This is a genomic window from Hyphobacterium vulgare (assembly GCF_042643335.1).
Lineage (GTDB): Bacteria > Pseudomonadota > Alphaproteobacteria > Caulobacterales > Maricaulaceae > Hyphobacterium > Hyphobacterium vulgare.
In genome coordinates this window covers 122,102-141,016 of sequence record NZ_JBHRSV010000012.1, presented here as the reverse complement: position 1 = coordinate 141,016, position 18,915 = coordinate 122,102, and the positions used below count along the sequence as shown (strand labels likewise).

Annotated in this window: 16 protein-coding genes; 11 read left to right on the top strand and 5 right to left on the bottom strand. The window is 57.3% G+C overall.

Going from position 1 to position 18,915, the window contains the following annotated elements:
* Positions 1-72: 72 nt before the first annotated feature.
* From ACFOOR_RS07620 to ACFOOR_RS07610, 3 genes are all read right to left on the bottom strand, one after another.
* Positions 73-564: a hypothetical protein gene (locus ACFOOR_RS07620; protein WP_343164844.1), complete on the bottom strand. Its 492-nt coding sequence runs from the start codon at positions 562-564 to the stop codon at positions 73-75.
* A 14-nt stretch (positions 565-578) separates the two neighbouring features.
* Positions 579-926 (bottom strand): helix-turn-helix domain-containing protein, encoded by a 348-nt coding sequence (locus ACFOOR_RS07615; protein WP_343164845.1) that lies wholly within the window; start codon positions 924-926, stop codon positions 579-581.
* A 261-nt stretch (positions 927-1,187) separates the two neighbouring features.
* Positions 1,188-2,567, bottom strand: coding sequence for a hypothetical protein (locus ACFOOR_RS07610; RefSeq protein WP_343164846.1), 1,380 nt, complete (start codon positions 2,565-2,567; stop codon positions 1,188-1,190).
* Between the two features lie 247 nt (positions 2,568-2,814).
* Between ACFOOR_RS07610 and ACFOOR_RS07605 the strand changes: the two genes are divergently transcribed.
* Positions 2,815-4,515 carry a recombinase family protein gene (locus ACFOOR_RS07605; RefSeq protein WP_343164847.1) on the top strand — a complete coding sequence of 567 codons (1,701 nt, stop codon included), beginning with the start codon at positions 2,815-2,817 and terminating at the stop codon, positions 4,513-4,515.
* Positions 4,516-5,567: 1,052 nt separating this feature from the next.
* On the opposite strand, the gene ACFOOR_RS07600 is transcribed toward ACFOOR_RS07605, so the two are convergent.
* Positions 5,568-7,820: an AAA family ATPase gene (locus ACFOOR_RS07600; RefSeq protein WP_343164848.1), complete on the bottom strand. Its 2,253-nt coding sequence runs from the start codon at positions 7,818-7,820 to the stop codon at positions 5,568-5,570.
* Positions 7,821-7,971: 151 nt separating this feature from the next.
* Positions 7,972-8,145 carry a hypothetical protein gene (locus ACFOOR_RS07595; protein WP_343164849.1) on the bottom strand — a complete coding sequence of 58 codons (174 nt, stop codon included), beginning with the start codon at positions 8,143-8,145 and terminating at the stop codon, positions 7,972-7,974.
* A gap of 293 nt (positions 8,146-8,438) precedes the next feature.
* Here ACFOOR_RS07595 and ACFOOR_RS07590 point away from each other — a divergent pair, with 293 nt between their 5' ends.
* The 10 genes from ACFOOR_RS07590 to ACFOOR_RS07545 all read left to right on the top strand — a co-directional run bounded on the left by ACFOOR_RS07590 (position 8,439) and on the right by ACFOOR_RS07545 (position 18,801).
* Positions 8,439-10,094, top strand: a complete 1,656-nt coding sequence (locus ACFOOR_RS07590; protein ID WP_343164850.1) for an ATP-binding protein — start codon at positions 8,439-8,441, stop codon at positions 10,092-10,094.
* Complete coding sequence (locus tag ACFOOR_RS07585; protein ID WP_343164851.1) at positions 10,091-10,969, top strand: HNH endonuclease; 879 nt, start codon at positions 10,091-10,093, stop codon at positions 10,967-10,969. The genes ACFOOR_RS07590 and ACFOOR_RS07585 overlap by 4 nt, the downstream gene beginning before the upstream one ends.
* 348 nt (positions 10,970-11,317) lie before the next feature.
* On the top strand, positions 11,318-11,887 hold the full coding sequence (locus ACFOOR_RS07580) for a tyrosine-type recombinase/integrase (protein ID WP_343164852.1): 570 nt from the start codon (positions 11,318-11,320) through the stop codon (positions 11,885-11,887).
* A gap of 49 nt (positions 11,888-11,936) precedes the next feature.
* Positions 11,937-12,716 carry a hypothetical protein gene (locus tag ACFOOR_RS07575; RefSeq protein WP_380214189.1) on the top strand — a complete coding sequence of 260 codons (780 nt, stop codon included), beginning with the start codon at positions 11,937-11,939 and terminating at the stop codon, positions 12,714-12,716.
* A gap of 18 nt (positions 12,717-12,734) precedes the next feature.
* Entirely contained in the window at positions 12,735-13,109 is a 375-nt protein-coding gene (locus tag ACFOOR_RS07570; RefSeq protein WP_343164854.1) for a hypothetical protein, read from the top strand.
* A gap of 83 nt (positions 13,110-13,192) precedes the next feature.
* The gene (locus ACFOOR_RS07565) at positions 13,193-14,386 is read left to right on the top strand and encodes a type IV secretory system conjugative DNA transfer family protein (RefSeq protein WP_343164855.1); all 1,194 of its coding nucleotides are present in this window, start codon (positions 13,193-13,195) and stop codon (positions 14,384-14,386) included.
* Between the two features lie 78 nt (positions 14,387-14,464).
* Complete coding sequence (locus ACFOOR_RS07560) at positions 14,465-14,866, top strand: hypothetical protein (RefSeq protein ID WP_343164856.1); 402 nt, start codon at positions 14,465-14,467, stop codon at positions 14,864-14,866.
* A gap of 6 nt (positions 14,867-14,872) precedes the next feature.
* The gene (locus ACFOOR_RS07555) at positions 14,873-17,680 is read left to right on the top strand and encodes a type IV secretory system conjugative DNA transfer family protein (protein ID WP_343164857.1); all 2,808 of its coding nucleotides are present in this window, start codon (positions 14,873-14,875) and stop codon (positions 17,678-17,680) included.
* Positions 17,681-18,079 carry a DUF3768 domain-containing protein gene (locus ACFOOR_RS07550; RefSeq protein ID WP_343164858.1) on the top strand — a complete coding sequence of 133 codons (399 nt, stop codon included), beginning with the start codon at positions 17,681-17,683 and terminating at the stop codon, positions 18,077-18,079.
* Positions 18,080-18,315: 236 nt separating this feature from the next.
* On the top strand, positions 18,316-18,801 hold the full coding sequence (locus ACFOOR_RS07545; RefSeq protein ID WP_380214206.1) for a tyrosine-type recombinase/integrase: 486 nt from the start codon (positions 18,316-18,318) through the stop codon (positions 18,799-18,801).
* The last annotated feature ends 114 nt before the right edge of the window (positions 18,802-18,915 follow it).

The following is an 18,915-nucleotide window of genomic DNA, read 5'->3' as shown; positions in this document are numbered from 1 at the left end:
GTCTTTCTGCCTCATCAAAACGGGACCGTCCCCTTGGGGGCGGTCCCATTCTTTTTGTCCTGATAAGCGATATCAGGCCGTCTCTTTCAGATGCCGGGTCTGCGCCACGATCCCCATCGCCGCGGCCTCGAACACGACCATCCTTGGATGCTCCGCCTGCCACGGCCTCCGCCGGGGCGGCAGGCGGCGCTTCAGTTCGGGATAGAGCGCCGCGACCGCGACGGCGACATCGTCCTTCGATCCCGTCCCGAAGCCCGCGAAGTGAGCATGAACCTCGAGCCGTGAGACCGGTTCGACGTGACAGGCGCGCGCGGTCGCCGTGTTCGACAGGCGCGCGATCAGCGTCACGATCCGCTCCTTGCGGCGGGCTCCTGACGCATGAACGTTTTCGAGGGCCACGATTTGGGGTTGCCCCAGGGCGAGGAGCGTCTCGGCCTTGGCAAGGCATTTCGAATTCTTGTCGCTTCGCGTCTCATAGGCCCCGCAATCAAGGAGACGCTTGTCCCCGTCGAAGAGCGCATAGCCGAGCCCGCGCGCGGTTGGCTGCAGGGCGAGCACGCGCACACAAGCCTTCGCCGTCATGGGCGCCGGTAGCGCAAGAGGCGCGCGATGAGGGCGCGTAAGAATTCGACCTTGTCATGGACATCCGGAGCGGACTGATGTTGGAAGCGGCGCTTGAGGCGCAGCGCACGGTGGAGCATGCGCGTGCGTTCCTCCGCGGTCACGGACTGAAGGAGCGCTGCCGCCGAGTCGCCGAAGGCGAGCTCATAGGCGATGAGCGTGCGCGCATCGGGGAGCCGGCGTCCGGTCTCGAACGGCGAGATCGCCTTGCGGTGGCGAAGTCCCAACAAGTGGGAGAGCTCGGCCTGGTCGAGGCCCGAACGCTCACGGCAGGCCTTGAAGCTGAATGAATCTGGATGATGCATAAGATCAAGGGGCGCGATCGGACCACTTACCGTCCGGGCGCCATCTTTATCCTTTCAGCATACCGCATTCCTTCATAGACGTGGAAATTCACCCCAGCGGCGAATGCGGCGCTCACCGCGCCGCATTCGAAGCCGTCGTCTCTTTTCTGCCCGCTCGTTTCCCTCGCGGGGGAGGTCGGGGCGTTCGGGGATGTTGCGATGTGTAGGTGCTCGAGCATTCTTGCAGCGCATCGCGCCTGTCACGCCGCTCCGTTTCGCGAGTCAGGCAGCCTTTGCGACATCCCCCTCATCCCCGTAGTCCACCCTTGTCTCGAGCCCGGCGGCGGCGCTGAGGCGCTCGGCGTCTTCCTGCGTGACCCCATAGCGAGCGCACAAGGCCGCTATCGCAGCCCCCGCTTCGCGGGGCACGATGAAGACACCGTGGCTCTTCCGGGTCGGGAGATTGAGCCGCACCCTGAGGATATGTCCCATCGACCGCGCATTCATCGCCCGCGCCGCGTCCCCGAGGAAGACTTTCCCATGAAGCCGGGCGATCGCCTGCACGCTCGCACCCGCCGTCTCCGTCGCATCCAGCAGACAGCGCGTGACGGTCAACACCTCGGCTTCGACGCTCTGGCCGCGCGTCTCCTTGAGCCCCGTCTCGACCGCCTCGGCGTGGATGAGGATGGCTTCGACGTCTTCCTCCTCAGCCGCGACACTCAGAAGCGGGGTGAGGATCTGCCTCAAGCGTGGTTCGAACCGGTCGAGGCGTTCGTCCTGCCGGGCCGTGATCTTCCCGTGATTGTGGAAGCGCCAGAGAAGGAGCCGGTTCCTGAGCCGTTGTGCCGCCTCCTCCTGGTCTGGGGGCAGATTGATCGGGATATCGGCCCGCGGAGCCGCACCGCTCGCCGTCTCGGTCAGGAAGCGGCTCTCGAGCGCGGGGTCGTCATAGCGCCCGCGCATCGCCGCGATTTTCGGCCCGAACACCTCAAACGCCCGCGGCCGGAAATCCCGCCCGTTCGGACTCTCGCTCCTTAGAACCGGGAAGCCGCGCACATTGCCGTTGTTGAGAATCTTCGCGATGAGGGCGTGCTCATCGGAGAAGCGGAAATCGGCCTCATCGAGAATGAGCGTCCCGCCAATCCGGTCGATGAGATGAAAGAGCGGCGAGACGGTCGAGGCCCCCGCCGCGAAGATCGGCTTGTAACAGAGATTGCCGAGTGTGATGAGAAAGCGCGTCTTGCCCGTCCCGAACTCACCCCGGCGGCGGAGATAGGGCAACTCCTCGAACCGGTCATGGACCCAGGTCATGAGGACGTAGAGCGCGGCGAGCCGTTCGAACGCCGCCGGCAGATCGACATAGCGATGGATGTGCGAGCGGATCGCCGCGAGAAGGTCTTCGGTCTCGCCATAGCTTTCCGTACCGGACGCGAACTTCACGACGCGGTGCCGGGCGAGCGCTTCGGCCTCGCGGGCTGGAACGAGCCGGTCCGGGCCGTCCGGGAGTTGCGAGACGACATGCACCTTGTGACCGTCCCAGACGGCGAGCCCTGCGGACTTCTTCACCGGGTCGAAGACGAGTTCGACGAGCGTGCCCTTCGGCAGGACCGCCGAGACGACCGGGCGAAGCGGGCGCGGCGGGGCTTCTGATGAAGCGGGCAAGGGACTTGGTGATTGTGTTTTCTGGTTCATAGGCCTTGAGCCTATCGCGGCCGTCCGATCGCCCACAGACGTGGAAATTCTCACGAGGCGTGAATTTCCACGTCTGCTCCGATGCACGGTGAGGGGGTAGGCTGATCGCCAATGCCTCGACGTCCTCCAAGACCACAAGCCGACCCGATCCTCTTCAAACCGCCGCGCATCGAATCCCTGCGCAATCTCCTTTCCCATCTGCCCGAACCGGAAATCGATGCCGCCGAGGCCCGGCTTTGGCGCTACATCAAGATCGTGCGTTCCGAATGCATGCGTCAGGTGCGCGAGGAAATCGAGCGCGAACGCCGAGCGCGCGATTCGACAGATCGCCCGGAGGATTCTAGAATCGCCTAACTTACTCTTTATGAAGCGATATTTCGGCTACATCCGGGTCTCAACACAAAAGCAGGGCGTTCGCGGCGTCTCCCTTGTCGAACAACGAGATGCGATCGCTCGCTATGCCCAGCGCGAAGGCGCGGCCGTTTCGGCCTGGTTCGAAGAACGCGAGACCGCGGCCAAGCGCGGCCGCCGCGTCTTCGCCGACATGTTGCGTCGGCTTCGGGCCAATGAGGCGGACGGGGTCATCATCCACAAGATCGACCGGTCCGCGAGGAATCTCAAAGACTGGGCCGATCTCGGCGAGCTCATCGATTCCGGCATCCACGTTCTCGTGGCCACAGAGAGTTTCGATCTCGCCTCACGCGGCGGGCGGCTCTCCGCTGACATCCAGGCCGTTGTCGCGGCCGACTATATCCGCAACCTGCGCGACGAGACTAAAAAGGGGTTCTACGGACGGCTTAAACAGGGGCTCTATCCCCTGCCAGCCCCCATCGGCTATCTCGACGCGGGCGGCGGCAAACCGAAAGCACTCGACCCGGAGCGGGCACCGCTCATCAAGCGCGCATTCGAACTCTACGCTGACGGCAATCATTCCCTTCGGTCGCTAAAGTCCGAACTCGCTGCCCTCGGTCTTCGGTCGAGAGGCGGAAGGCCGCTCTCGCTCAACGGCCTGTCGGTCGTCCTCAATAACCCCTTCTATGCGGGGCTCATCCGCATTCACACAACCGGCGAGACATTCGGGGGCATCCACGAGGCCATCGTTGAGATGGATCTCTTCGAGACCGTGCAGCGACGGCTTCGCGGGAAAACGATCCAGCGCACCGAATACGCCGATCTTCTTTTCCGGAAGATGATCATGTGCGCGAACTGCGGCCGCAAGCTGGTCGGCGAGTGCCAGAAGGGTCGCTTCTACTATCGTTGCCACACAGTCAGCTGTCCGGTCACATCGATCCGGGAGGACCGGGCCGAGGCGGAGGTGGTTGCCTTCCTTAAAGACCATCAGGCTCCGAAGGAACTCGTGGCGGACATCGATCGGCTGCTGGGGCGAACCGATCGTGAGTGGACGGCGGAATGGGATCGCATGACGGCAACGACCCGCCTGAAACTCGCCAACGACACGAAGCGCCTCGATCGGCTCACCGACGCCCTCATTGACGGGGTCATCGACCAGGCGACCTACAACCGGCGCCGGGAGCAGCTCAACCGAGCGATCCTGCAAGGACGACAGGCAATTGACCAGGAAGAGACCCGATTTAACGAGTTTCGCTCTGCCTATCTGAAAAAGCTCGAACTCTGGAAAAGCCTTCAATCAAGCTATCTTTTGGGAGATGTCGCCTATCGCAGGAATCTGCTCGAAGAGGTGACCTCGAACCGGACCTATGACGGAAAAAAGCTAGCGTTTGAGCTGCGAAATCCCTTTCGGGAGTTCAAAAAACGCATGAGCGTCACGACGGGCTGCCCGTCTCGGGACACACCTAGTACCGAGACGGCTCTACTGCGTAAATTTATCAAAAAAATAGATTATCCGCCGTCACCCGAGCCAGGACGGAAGAATGAACATGGAGATTTCTGGATATAAAAAACCGGAAGGATCTGTCCTTCCGGCGGGAAATGTGCTGTACTCGAGAGTCCAGCTGGGGGAGGCTCAAGTTGCGTACCGACCTCCCCTCAGCCCGAGACGAGGAGGTGTTGGCCCCCTATCGAATTGAGGATCTTGCGATCCATTCCCTGAACCAGCGGCACTGAGTCAGGTAATGAAGAACATACATCAGTTCGATAATTTTGTAAAGGACCAACCCTCCTTCGGTGCGGACAGCCCAAGGAGGAGACAATGCCGCAAAATGCGAGTGCTGTAGTTTGTGAAAATACTGAGGACCCTGACAGTCCAGGGACCTGTGATAAAAATTTTGCGGAAGTGCATGTGTATGAAGCGTTGATCGAAGATGGATGGACACCCCAAAGCGTCCACGTTCAAAACGATCTGCCAATTTGGAAGTTTTTGTGCGGTTTGACGACACGCTCTCGCGTGTCATCGCGGTGCGCGTCGTTCATCCCCACGACCTGCCGCGTATGAAGACTAGATGCTATGCGGGAGTATCTCGTGAGCGACCAATACCGATCGCTCGGGTGAAAATTAAACGGTAGTAGAATGTGTGTGCATTTAGAGCGGCCGGCCCCATGTGGGGTCGGCCGTTCTTATACCGAATAGCAGAACGCCCCCTCGGGACATCGAACCTGGGTATCTTGTGTTTAAAGGCTCATTCAGCGTGCGCGCGTGCGGGTACACCCAGAATCGTGTACCTCGAACTTTGAATCTCTCTCTTATGGCGCTCAACAGAGCGGATTTGGTGTCAACGGATTTTATCCGTCACCGCGGGCTGCCCGTCTCGGGACACACCTAGTACCGACACGGCTCTGTTGAGGGAAATCGTATCACAAAATCCCGATGACGCTCCGGAGGAGCAGCAACCGAAGCCTAAAAGAAAACCGGCTGGCCATGAAGACCAGCCGGTGTGAGGTCGTACGTTGGAACCGTCGTACAAAGCCGAGATTCCTGTGGCATCATCAAATTCACAGATTCTACGGACGATTTTCGACCAGTTATTGAGGGCCCTCAGAGAACACGATTGCTTAGTAATCACCGACGATCTGTACAACTTTCTGGCATTGAGCCTGAAGTTCCGAAGGATCAGGCTTTGGCGCGTTGGCATGCATGTACCTGCGACTGTACTCATTTAGCGCGTTCAGGCCTGCAACAGCAGAAAAGAGAGGGTCCGACTCTCCAGCGTTTTTGATCTCCGGCAACATTTCACTTATCAGTGCATTCTCCGCAAATCGGCCAGGCATTCTCGCTCGCATGTAATCTTCTAAGAAGGGTCGAATTGCCTGTGCGGTGCTCTGTAAACTTTCTCCTTTAATTGGCGCGCCTTGTGTCGCAAATTCGCGTATAATTTCAGCATTGCGAACGTATGGCTGCTTTAATTCTTCACCGGCATCCCAGCGCGATACACACCCGATTCCATCCGTCCTACAGAGCAACTGAAACGTTGCAGTTACATCACCTGAGGCATCTTTCTGAATATTGAACAAGAAACGAGGGTCATGTGAAAAGACCACGACCTGTCTCGCCTGAGAAGCTAAAGATCGTATCTGACTTTCGGTTTCAAACTGCCTTCCTAAATCCTGACTATTAAAAGGATCATCAAATACAATAACAGCGTCAGATAGGGCGGGGTCAGATTTTATTTGTGCCAAGAAGAAAGCTAAAGCCAGAGTGCCCTTGTCACCTGCACTGAGGATTGTCGAGAAGCAAGGTTCATCAACTTTCTTCTCACCGACGGGGAATCTTGTCCCACTTAGTTCGATCGCGTATTCTGCGTTAGCTTCGCGTCCTACAAAAGTTGCTTGGGTATCGACAATTCGGAAGTTTGCACTGAATGTTTTTAGTATCTCATTTATTTGGGATTGTCGCGGACCTATATTATCTTTTGTAAATGCTTTAAGGTCTGCCTGCGCTGCTGCTTTGAGCATGTCGACCTCCGATTTTCGTGTGATTGCCTGAATATAACGTTCCACGAGTTCAGAAACTTCGGTCTCTCGCCTGCGTTGCAGCGCTTCTAACCAAGCCAGCCTTCCTTCGGCTGCTGCAACATCTACACTGGTTGCAGATTTCCTAGCTTCGGCAATTACTTCGGAACATGAGGAAATGTCCCGATCCACCCTTAAGAGAATCTCGAACGCGGCACTTATCTTTCTCAAGGACGCGTCAGAAGGCACCAATGTCTCTAGGGGATTTTCTAGCTTCGTTTCGAAATGACTTTGAAGCTCTAGAAGTCCGGTCTCAATGACACCCTGCTCTGAGTCAGTGATCACGGGTTCAACTGGCAGGCGAGTAACGGAACCCCAAAACTCGACATCCGATCCGAGTGCGGTCGCTTTCGCAGACCAATCTGTTTCGACCAGCTTCTCGACCTCTGCGTTCGCATCGCGACAGCGACGGTGAAGGTCTGTGAACGCGCTACTGAAGTAGCCCTTGTACGCTTTAATGAGATCGAGACCGTCGATTGGTTGATCACAGTAAGGACATGCGCTCTCGAGGCGATTTAAGTTGAAACCAGTGTTCAGCCACTTTGTGTCTTCTCGGGACATTCCGTGCTTTTCAAGATGATCGCGAACGCGGGCGATAGCATCTTCAGACACATGCTCGACCGTTTCGGCAAATAAGATCAAAAGTGGACCAAGGTCTGGAGGCGCTATCACAGCGATCTCCTTTCGCCGTGATACCTCTGTAGCTTTTCGGCCGAGTTCGGCGTCCTTGCGCGCTTGATCTACTTGAGCATCAATGTCTGCTGATATTTTTGCTTCGCAGTATTTCTTTAACGAGCGCGCATCAACGGCTTTGATCCGAGCGCTTATTAACGACCCGATCTGCTTGATCTCGCCATCAAGCGTTCGCTGCTCTGAATCAAGTTCGTTGACGCTCGCTGCGAGGCTCACGCCCTTTTGCCCGAGGACCACAGGAACCAGGCTGCGCTTATTATCGCGCGTCACACTTTCGCCTACGTGCAGATTCCGAGAGATATACTCTTGGTCAAAAATTATGATCGCTCCAGGTGCCTTCTTCCAAACGCCGCCTGTGAAAGCTATCACCCCGACCCCATCTAAAAGTAGCTCAGCCTCGCTTTGCGCCGTGGAGCCTGCGCGCTTGCGTGCGAATATTAGATTTGGATTGGCCTCGGTCGCGGATCTGAGCACTGCACAGATCGTACTTTTCCCCAGGCCGTTGCGAGCATAAATCAGTGATAATTTCGAAAACTGCGGAGCCTTGTGCGAAAGGTCGGCGAAACGTCCGATATCCTTAATTCTCTGAATTTTATGAAGCATATTGTTTTAACCCCCCCGCACGAAATTTGAATCCGCGAACTTATCCGTTGCCCACAACACGAATCGCGGCTGGCAATACCTTCTCTGCCCCTGTCGTCCACCCAATTATATCAAAAAGTGAATTCATAGGCATTTGCCGTATTGGTTGTGCCTAAAGGTCCCCATTCTCCATGAGCCGGCGTCGGTTCGCCTCTCGTTGGCGATCGTTCTGGTGCTCCTCGTTGACCGAACGCATCGCCTGCTCGCGCACCAGCTTGATATAACGCCACAGACGCGCGTTCGCTGCCTCGATCTCGGTATCTGAGCATCCCTGCTCTTTGAGCATCTTCTCGAGCGACAGGACCCTCCGAGACAATTCTTGTTGTGCCGACCGGTTAACACAATGCTTTTTTGAGCCCGCGGAAAGAGTGCGCTCGAACGCAAGATTCTCTTGGGGCTTTGAGCTCCATTTTCTTGGGTTTGAACCGTCCTCCTGCGAGTTTCGGTCAATCGAACATTCAGCTAGAAACGGATGGACGACGCTAGGGAGCCGTCTACTGTCTGAGAATTGGTGTCACGATGTCGCATCTCGTCAATTGACGTTCGACCCGGCATCAACGGAGGAAAGGGAGACCAAACTTGCCTATCGCCATCGAACCTCCGTCGCGACAGTTGCTCAGGAGTATGGATACGCGTTTTGCGCTCCAGCGGGACGACTGGAATGACTATAGCTTTAGAACACTCTATCACCTCTATTATAGACCCGATGGTGACGCTTCGGATGTGACATACATCGGTGGCGTAAAAATCCTTCGAAAGGGTCAGAAAGCGGGTCCGCAGCTTATTCAGAAGCCGTTTAACAAGTTGTCTGAAGACTGGGCTTCAGTCGGTACTAGTCTTGACTACTACCAACGCCTTAACGAGCTCCCCACTCGGCACCGAAAGCGGATCATGGATGCCTTGAACGACGTGGTGGCGCACCCGGAGCTCGTGGCAGTATTCCAGGGCGAGGAGGGTTGGGAGAAATCACTCTTCCGTGACAACTACGATTGGCGCGGCTTCCTTAACGACGCACAGGCGCTCTACGAGAATAACTTCTCATCCTTGGCCGACATTAGCGAGGCGTTCACTTTCACTCCGGCCGGAGTGGATGAACCCATCGAATTCGATTTTAGCTCTCCCGAACCCGCCAACTACTTTGGGCCGTACCGTCGGGTCGGGCCGAGTAGGCGCGGAACGCTGCTCCCAAATCGCATCTTCGTTCTAGTGGGGCGCAACGGGTCGGGAAAGAGCACTCTCCTCGCGCGGTTGGCGCATATCGCTTTCGCATCGCCCTTGGAGCGCTCAACTAAAGAGCTGAAAGCGCTCGGAACGCTAGACCCCCCATCCGTTGGTTTTATGCGCATTATTACAATTTCCTACAGCGCATTCGATAGCTTTGTAGTGCCCAGCCTTGGCGCCAAGGATTTGTCACAGATGACACAAGACCTCGCTAGCGGAGAGGGGCGATTCGTCTTCTGTGGATTACGCGATCTCGTCGCTGAGGCGCGCGCGGACATCGAGAGAGATGAGGAGGCGACCTCGGGTGGTGGTGATACCAAGCAACCAGTCGAGCGCCGGACCACCACTCGCTTGAAACCGGTCGAGAAGCTAGCTGATGAGTTCGCCGAGCTCGTCACGCGCATACGCAAGGAGGAGCGTGTCGAACTATTGGAGGCGGCACTCGAGCCGCTCGTTAACGACCCTTCTTTCGCCGACCTCAAAGATCAAATGGAGCGGTTGACTTCTTCTTCCAGGTCAGCGCGCTCCTTTTTCCTCGGGTGGAGCACCGGTCACAAGATCGCCTTGCACGTCGTCGCATCGCTCGTTGCGCACGCAATGCCGCGCTCGCTCGTCCTCTTTGATGAACCGGAAGCGCACCTCCACCCGCCTCTCATGGCGGCGCTCATGCATGCGGTCCGCATCGTACTCACGGAGTTGAACGCTCTATGCGTGGTCGCCACTCATTCTCCAGTGCTTCTTCAGGAGACGCTATCTCGGCATGTACGCCGGGTGCGGCGAACGGGAACGTTGCTTGAAATAAAGAAACCAGTTCTGGAAACTTTCGGTGAGAATGTAGGAGTGCTCACCTACGACGCTTTCGGTCTGACCGCGTCTAGCACCGACTACCACAAGATTTTGGATGTATTGGTAACTGGCTGCGATACGATCGACGAGCTAGACGCACTGTTCGAACCCGGCCTCAGCGCGCAGGCGCGCGCGTATGTTCTTACACAATTCGCCCGAAAGAAATGAGGAATCTTCCCGCACCTTCGCGTGCCAGCGATCGGCTCGACCTCGTAAGGGCGATCCGTCGATATCGATATGCTGGCCAACAACTGGGCCATGACATTACTGAAGCGGAACTCGAGAGGGTAATCGCGCTCTACGACAAATACGAGCAGGACCGCGGAGCGCCTTGCACCGAGTTCAAGGGCGATGACCTACCTTTTTCTTTACGGGAGGAACTCTTTGCCGCTTATGACAAGACGCAGGAAGGCCGAATACTGCACTCTGTACGCGAGCGCTTGTTAAAAGACATTGATCTTTGCCCAGTGTGTGGAATTGGGAGAGCGGTCGAACTCGATCACCACCTGCCAAGATCAGTTTTCAAGCCGCTAGCAATCCACACACGAAATCTGGTACCGATGTGCCATGACTGTAACTTAGCCAAGCTAGCTGGTTTTTCTGACGAAGGGGCAGGCTTCCTTCATCCATACTACGACGTTTTACCTGACATCGACTTCGTACAAGTTTCCGTTAATCTCAATGCAGCTGACCTCGTCGTGTCGTTTTCAATTGATGCTGCCGCAGCGCTTCCTTTAGGCTATTACGACCGGCTCACGGTGCAAATGCATGACCTGAAATTGAATGACCGCTACCAGCAAGAAGTGAACACTTACATTTCGTCACACGCTGCGGCGCTACATCTTTCCTATCGCGCGAGTGGTCAAGACGGGGTGCGAGAAGCGCTGCGGTTGCAGACACAGTTTGAGATCAGAGCCTTCCACCGAAATCACTGGCGTCCGGTCTTGTTGCGAGCGCTGACCGATCACGAAGGTTTCACTGATGGTGGCTTTGCCGACATCCTCCCGATTTCAGAGGATATGCTTGAGGATCTGGGAGGGTGAGGCAGTCTCGCTTTCGGGAGGCACTCTTTTGGCGAAGAACTTCGAAGTCAGATTCAGAACCCCTCACGAGTTGATCGCTTAGCTGACTGACCTTCCGCTACCTTTATTGCCGACTTTTCTCAGTGTTGGAGTCGCGCAGTGCCTGTTGTGATTTCTAAAGATTCTATAATAGGCAATGACGATGCAAATCTAAATGCCGCAAATACAATTTTTGCTAAAAAACTCGATATAAATCGCCGCCATATCCTGTATTGCAATCTTAACAGAATACTGGATAATGTTCATAGCTGAGCCGCGCGCGTCAAGCTTTCTTTTGAAGGCGCTCGGATATGGGCTCAGCCAATCAATATGCTTCGAGACAGACAAGGGTATCGGAAGTACCTCACGCCGAAAGAGCGAGAGACCTTTCTTGTTGCCGCGGATAGGTTCGACGACGAAGTCGCAACGTTCGCATTGGTCCTGGCGTACACCGGCTGCCGGATCAGCGAGGCGCTCGAGCTTACCGTCGGACAGATCGATACCGCTGAGAGCGCGATCGTTTTTCGTTCGCTGAAGAAGCGTCGAGATGATGTTTTCCGCGCGGTGCCCGTTCCAGGCGATTTCATTGAGCGCCTTGTACGGGTTCACGATCTGAGAAACCGTCAGGTATCAGCGCCACTCTGGCCCAAATCGCGGACCACAGGCTGGGCATACATTAAACAGGTCATGGCAGAAGCTGGCGTTGAAGGCACTCATGCGAGCCCTAAAGGCTTGCGGCATGGATTCGGCGTCGCTGCAACACAGAAGGGGATACCGCTCAACATCGTTCAGCGCTGGCTGGGCCATGCCGACATATCGATGACGGCAATCTACGCCGATGCGATCGGGGACGAGGAGCGCGCATTAGCATCCCGTCTCTGGAGGCCGCCGGCCGCGTGAAGGCGCTCCACCGTCTCCAGTAAAGTGTTCAACTCCTGGGGACAGCTTCATGCCAAATCATCGCAGATCCGCTGGCGCGGCCGCTCTCCGACTCTCGCTCGTTGCGTCGTCTTTTCTTCTGTCAGGCTGCGTGGCTGCCGCGCCTGCAATCTTTATGGCCGCCACCGCGCTTACGGTCGGGTCGACCGCGTTCTTCGGCTACAAGATGTATCAGTCGGCGAGCGGTTCGGAGATCGAGATCGGCTTTGAGAACGATCTCGTCTCGCAGGTGGTGCAGGAAGAGCTTTTCAGCGCCGAGACCATCGCGTTCTGGCCTTCTCCTAATCGATCGCTCGTGGTTGCCGCAGAGGACATCAACAGTGAGCTCGGAATCTCGGTTATTTCTCCGGCCCTGACGGCCGAGAGGCTGCGTGCTGCCGGTATTGCGACGTCCATCGAGACGATGACCGCCGGGGAACGGGCGCAGACCTTCTACGCCGCCGCTGAGGCACTGAATGCCGACTTTATCGTCACTTTGACGATGATTGGGACCGAGACCGACTCGAACGTGTTTTCAATCCGCCGTTCGACCTACACCGCCAACTACGATGTCGTGGTCTACAGCCATTCATCGAATGCGGAAGTCTGGACGAGCCGGCTGATCGCAGAGCTTGGTATCGGCCGGAACATCCCCAGCCAGTCAGAGATCGACGAGGTTGCCGGTCGCGCCGTCGCAGACCGGATCATCGACTTCTCCGAAGGCGACTTCATCGTGTCCTACATCGACGGCGAAACACCAGAGATCCGCCTCGTTGAGCGTCGTTCTCCGTCATCCATTCTTCTTCCCTGACCGCATTGGAGGCATGCCATGAACAAGCAAGCTGCGCTTGGAATTTCGATCGCAGGTTTCGTTGTCCTCATCCTGTCAGTCTTCATTCCACTCTACGGCCTGACTTATATCGGCGGCATCGCGCTCGTCCTGGTGACCGTCGGCGCATTTTTTGGAGAACGCGTCTTCTCCGTGCTCACCGTTGTGGTCTCGGCGGTGAAGGTCTGGTTCTTGAGCCCAACGTTCAAATTGATGACGAGCGTGAATGAGGGAGGTGACCTTGCACTCGTCTATACGATCGCAATCGCCGCGCACGCTGCACCGGTCATTGGGTTGATCATCGCCCATCAACGCGCCCAGAGTGTGAGCCCTGAGAACACCAACCAACCCACTGGCATGCCCCGCGGAAAGTAACGCACCAGGGCTTTCTTGGCACGACAAACTCCCCGTCATGTACGTGTCTAGCGGGCTTGGCTCCTCACGCCATACTGGATGGAATGGAGTATTCCGACCGACGTTATCTGTTTGGGCATACCAACCATCGCGGCATTTCCCGGCCAATCTATCTCGGTCGCAGCCATATCGACCAACATACCTATCTGATCGGCCGAACCGGGACTGGGAAATCCTCACTCATCTTCTCCCTTCTCACCCAATCGCTCTGGGCAGACGACTGCGGAATCGCTCTCATCGACCCGCACGGCGATCTCGCAGTGAGCGTGGCGTCCACACTGACTGAGTCAGAAAAGGCTCGGACCTATGTCCTCGATTTGGCGAGCGAAGGGTCAACCCTAACCTTCAATCCGCTCGCCCACGTGGCGAAAGAGTTGCGGCCGCTCGTTGCGTCCGGCTTGCTCGACGTGTTTCGTATGATGTGGCCCGATGCCTGGGGTCCCCGGATGGAGCATGTCCTCCGAAGCGCACTCTTTGCGCTCCTCGACTACCCGCCCGCCAAACTCCCCGACATTCTGCGCATCCTCAACGACAAGACATTTCGCTTTGAGGTACTGCGGCACGTCAAAAACCCGCAAGTGTTGCGGTTCTGGAAGGTCGACTATCCCAAGCTTTCGTTCCGTCTGCAGGCGGACGCCATAGCGCCGATCCAGACGAAAATCGGTGCCCTACTCGCTGATCCTCGCATCTACCAATTCCTCGCCGGCGAGGGAGAGGCGCTTCGAATTCGCCGGATCATGGATGAGCGGCAGATACTGATCGTGAATCTCTCAAAGGGAAGGCTGGGCGGTGATAGTGCCCGACTCGTCGGGGCGCTCCTGACGACCATGTTCGCGATCGCGGCGTTCTCCCGCGCGTCCATGACAGGTTCCGAGCGCACGCCCTTTCTGCTCTTCCTAGACGAGTTTCAGAGCTTCACCACAGGTGCGGTCGCCGACATGCTCTCCGAGCTCCGGAAATACCGGGTCGGCCTCGTTATGGCGCACCAGTATCTTCATCAGCTCGACCCGGAGATCCGTCACGCAGTATTCGGCAATGTCGGAACGATGATCGCCTTCCGCGTTGGTGCGGAGGACGCCTACCTCCTTGAGCGCGAGTTTGGTCCCAAATTCACCGCGCACGATCTGATGAACCTGCCTAACCGTCACATCTACGCGAAGGTTCTGATCGGTGGCGCTCCTGGGCGCCCGTTCAGCGCCGTGACCGCTTCCCCGGAGGAAATCTTGTCCCGCAGATAGCGAGTCTGACGAAAAAGACTCGCATTGATTGTATTTTGGAATCTACTCTCGGCTTGAGGGAATCTCACGGAGGGTCAGATGAAGCTCAAAATTCGGCGCAGCCAAAAATCGGGACTTACCGGCAAGGTCAGCTTCGCCATCGATGTGATGGCCGAGCTGACCGATCACGAACGAGCGCTCTGCGACAAGTACCGGCTCTGGAACGACGTGGTCTACTCGTCAGAGGGATCAGACGGCAAAGCGGCGCGTGCCCAGGAGGGTAATATTCTGGCGCTCGGGTCACTCGCGCTCGATCGCATGACCAAGCGCATCTTCTCGGTCAAGGACCTGACGTCGGGACAGCATATCGAAGGGAAAGACCTCGTCGAAGTGATCGCCGCGGAAAACCAAGTGAAGCAGGCCTGCGGTTCGCTTCGTACCTATCTCGACGCCGCATCGCAATTCGACGGTTCGGAAGACGTCATCGAGTTCGCCGGCTAAGACCGCGTGTCTGACGATTTCGTCTCTGCGTTCTGGGACTGGGTCAAAGACGGGTGGAAGGCTGGCGCCGCGTCATCACCATCCCTCGGGCCCCGCGTCGGCCGCGGTCTGTTCTCAAATTGGTTTGAAAGCGAACGCGAACGAGAGCTCAGGGAGCTTCGCGCGCTCTACGAGCGTGTGACGACACAATTCATTGCCTCGCCGCTCGCCGACGAAAGCCGCTTCCGGATCGTCATCGATGAAGTTGTTGCGGATATCTTCGGCGGTGCCAAGCTCACGGTCACGCCGACGCTCCTGAAGGTCGTCTATCCGCCGATCGAAGCGCTATTGCTTGAGGAATATTGCACCCTTCCTTCGATGGAGGGGCGGGAGTGGCCCTTGCTGCGTCTTGAGACGCGCGTCGATCTGCGTGCCGCGCTACTTCGAAAAGAGCGCCAACTCGCCGAAAAGAACCCTTATGTGAATGCGGGATGCGCCAATCTCGTGGCGATCTGTTCGACCCTATTGTCCAGCACGGAAGCGGCGCTCGACGAAGTGAGCGATACGGGCGGTGCCCTTCGCTTTGACACCCGTCTCATCGACCAGCTCAGCGACCCGGCCGAGGTGGTCCAGGACGTGATCGGTCTCACCTTCGACGGTTCGTTCGAGGAGTTCGAGATCTTCGAGCCGCTACGGCGGCGGATGTACACAAATCTCCTGGCCGCCTCCGGTATTGAGCCGTGGCATGAGCATTCGAGCCGGAAGCCTTATATCCTGCCCAAGCAGTCGAAAATTGGTTCACCGGGCGAGCTGGCAGAAACCTACCTCGAGGATACAGTCTTCCACGACATCCTCGATGCCCCGCTGCCCCTCTCGATTTCGGACGCGGTTCGCTTTGAGCACTGCCACATCCTCGGCGGGACCGGTCATGGCAAGACCCAGCTCCTCCAGAAGATCATCCACCATGATCTCACAGCCGCGGTCGAAGACGGACGTGGGGTCATCGTCATCGACGGCCAGGGCGACCTCATTCGAACGCTGACGCGGCTCGAACTCTTCGATCCCGGCAATCCATCAGGCCTCGCGGACCGGCTCATCCTCATTGACCCCGAGGACGTTGAATACCCAGTGGCCCTCAACATGTTCGCCATCGATCACGAGCGTATCGAGGGCTATTCCCTTGCCGACCGTGAGCGCGTGTTCAACGGCGTCATCGATATCTTCGACTACGTCTTTTCAGCGCTCCTTGGAGCCGAGCTTACCCAGAAGCAGGGTGTCGTGTTCCGCTATATCGCCCGGCTGATGCTCACTATTACGGGCGCAACGATCCAGACGCTGCGGCAGCTCATGGAGGATGGCCGGCCGTTCAAAAGCTACATGCAGGTGCTCGACGGGTCCGCGAGACACTTCTTCGAGCAGGAATTCTTCTCCCCCGCCTTCGCCGCGACGAAGAAGCAGATCCAGCGCCGGCTCTGGGGCGTGCTCGCTAACCCGGTCTTCGAGCGGATGTTCTCCCACCCCGAGAACCGTATCGATCTCTTCGAGGCGATGAATTCGGGCAAAATCATTCTCATCAATACGTCAAAGGAGCTCCTGAAGTCGGAAGGGAGCTCAATTCTCGGCCGGTTCTTTATCGCGCGTATCGCGCAGGCTGCGCTTGAGCGCGCTACGCTTCCGTCCGAAAAGCGCCGGCCGGTATTCGTGTTTATCGACGAGGCCCAGGACTATTTCGACGATACGATCGGCGACCTCTTGAACCAGGCACGGAAGTACAAGGTCGGGCTCACGCTCGCGCATCAGAATCTCGATCAGCTCTCTCCAAAGCTCCGTGCGACGATCGCCTCATCGACGAGCATCAAGCTGGCGGGCGGCACTTCTGCGAAGGATGCCCGAACGCTCGCCGACGACATGGGATCTGACCCGGAGTTCCTTCGTTCCATGCGAAAAAGGCGCGGACGGACTGAGTTCGCACTTCATGTAAAGCACCATACGCCGAGGGCGCTTCGGATCGATATCCCGCTTGGCGAGGTCGATGAACTCCGCTCACTCAGCGACGAAGCCTTCTGCGAGCTCGTGGCGAAGTCCCGCGAGCGATATGCCGTGCCTCTCGCAGAGGTGAATTCGATCATCGAGTCCAGTGCGGCTGGCGCGGCTCGTGATCCGGGCCCCGCACGAGTACCGGAGCGGCGGCCGCCTTCACCAGAACGATCGCGAACCGAGCGCGTCGATCCCGAGCCTGGGCGCGCGACTATCCGCGATGATACCTTCGAGTCTCCGATCCAGCAGTCCGAAACACGTCCCGCAACAGAGGCGGACACCTATCTCGCCGGTCAGGGCGGCCGCGAGCACAAACGTCTGCAACAGACCGTACGACGGATCGCGCAGGAGCGCGGTTTCAAAGCGACCATCGAATATCCCGTTCCGGGCGGCGCGATCGACGTTGTCCTCGAGCAAGGCGCGGTATCGATTGCCGTCGAGATTACGGTCACGACCGAGCTCGCCCACGAAAGAGCGAATATCGAAAAGTGCATCGGAGCCGGATTCCGTAAGATTGCGCTTCTCGTACCCGACGAAAGCAAACGACAGCGAGTTTCTGCCGCGACGGCCGCCTGGCCGCCATTCTCCCCAGACGTGAATTTCCACGTCTATGGTCCAGAGGACTTTCTTGCTTTCATTGAGGCAGAGGCCGCGGCGCTCGCTGGATCAGAGCGAACCTCGAGAGGCTACCGCGTCCGGGTCACCCACACCCCCCTCTCGCCCGAGGACGCCGCGCGCCGGCGAGAGGCGATCAATCGGGTGATCGGCCGTTCCATCCTCAAGAAACCCCCGGAGTGAGTGCTCGGCGCTGTCCGCCGGCATCGAATGGTCGATGTCGGCGCAGCAGCACGGAGCATTCCCATGACAAATGACTGCAAGTGCGCGCAGATCCGCGCGCTAAATGACGAATTCCGCACAACTGGCCAGGGGGGAAAGATCTTCATCACGTCAGGTCTCCGCAACCGAGGCGACGGGTTCCTGGAGCGTTGCTTCCAGCGGATGCGGGAGTTCACAGACTTCAGCGAGGACAACGACCCGTACAGCGAGCACGACTTCGGGAGCTTCGAGATCGAAGGCGAAACGATTTTCTGGAAGATCGACTACTACGATCCGACGATGCAGTTCGCGTCCGAGGACGCGTCCCAGCCCGAAATCACCAAGCGTGTCCTGACGGTGATGCTCGCAGAAGAATACTAGCACTCGCGCCCCGTATCAGCGGGGCGCCTTTTATTGCGCGCAGCCCGTAGCCTAGATGGCGGAATCTCAACTATTATGGTTAAATATGAACACTTTAGTGCATAGTGTCTAATCGATATAGCGATGCGTCAAGATCGAAAATTCCGGAGCTATCGCTTTTCGCAACTTCATGATGATTCATTCCTCCGGAACAAGAGCATATCTCAACCGCCACGAGCGCGACCGGTTTGTAAGAGCTGCTCGAGAACTGCCCACCGATCAACGCCTATTTTTGTCTGCTCTTTGCATTCACTGGGTGCCGGGTATCGGAGGCACTGGAGGTAATCGCCGCTCGCGTCGACACCGAAGAGCAAGTTATTGTTTTTAGAACACTTAAGCGTCGATCTGCTAACGTATTTCGAGCGGTACCCATGCCTCCTGACCTTGCAAACGAATTAGAGCAACACATGCATTTCGTTGCGCTTTCGCCCGAAGCGCGACTATGGGCTTGGAGCCGCGGCAAAGCCTGGTTGATTGTCAAACGTGTGATGAAGAACGCAAGCATCGAAGGAAGGCACGCTTCACCCAAAGGTCTCAGGCACGCCTTTGGCATAACGGCCGTAACTGAAGGAATTCCTTTAAACTTAGTGCAGCGTTGGCTGGGTCATTCTCGGATTGAAAGCACAGCTGTATATACGAATGCGATCGGACGGGAAGAGCGGGCGATTGCAGCTCGTATGTAGGACAAACTCTGAAATTCTGATGTAATCGTGTGCGCAGCCTCAAAGGGCCAACTATACTCTTGACGCGCAATCTACGACGAAGAACACTCTACCCGAAAGTGTTTGCTGGCATTG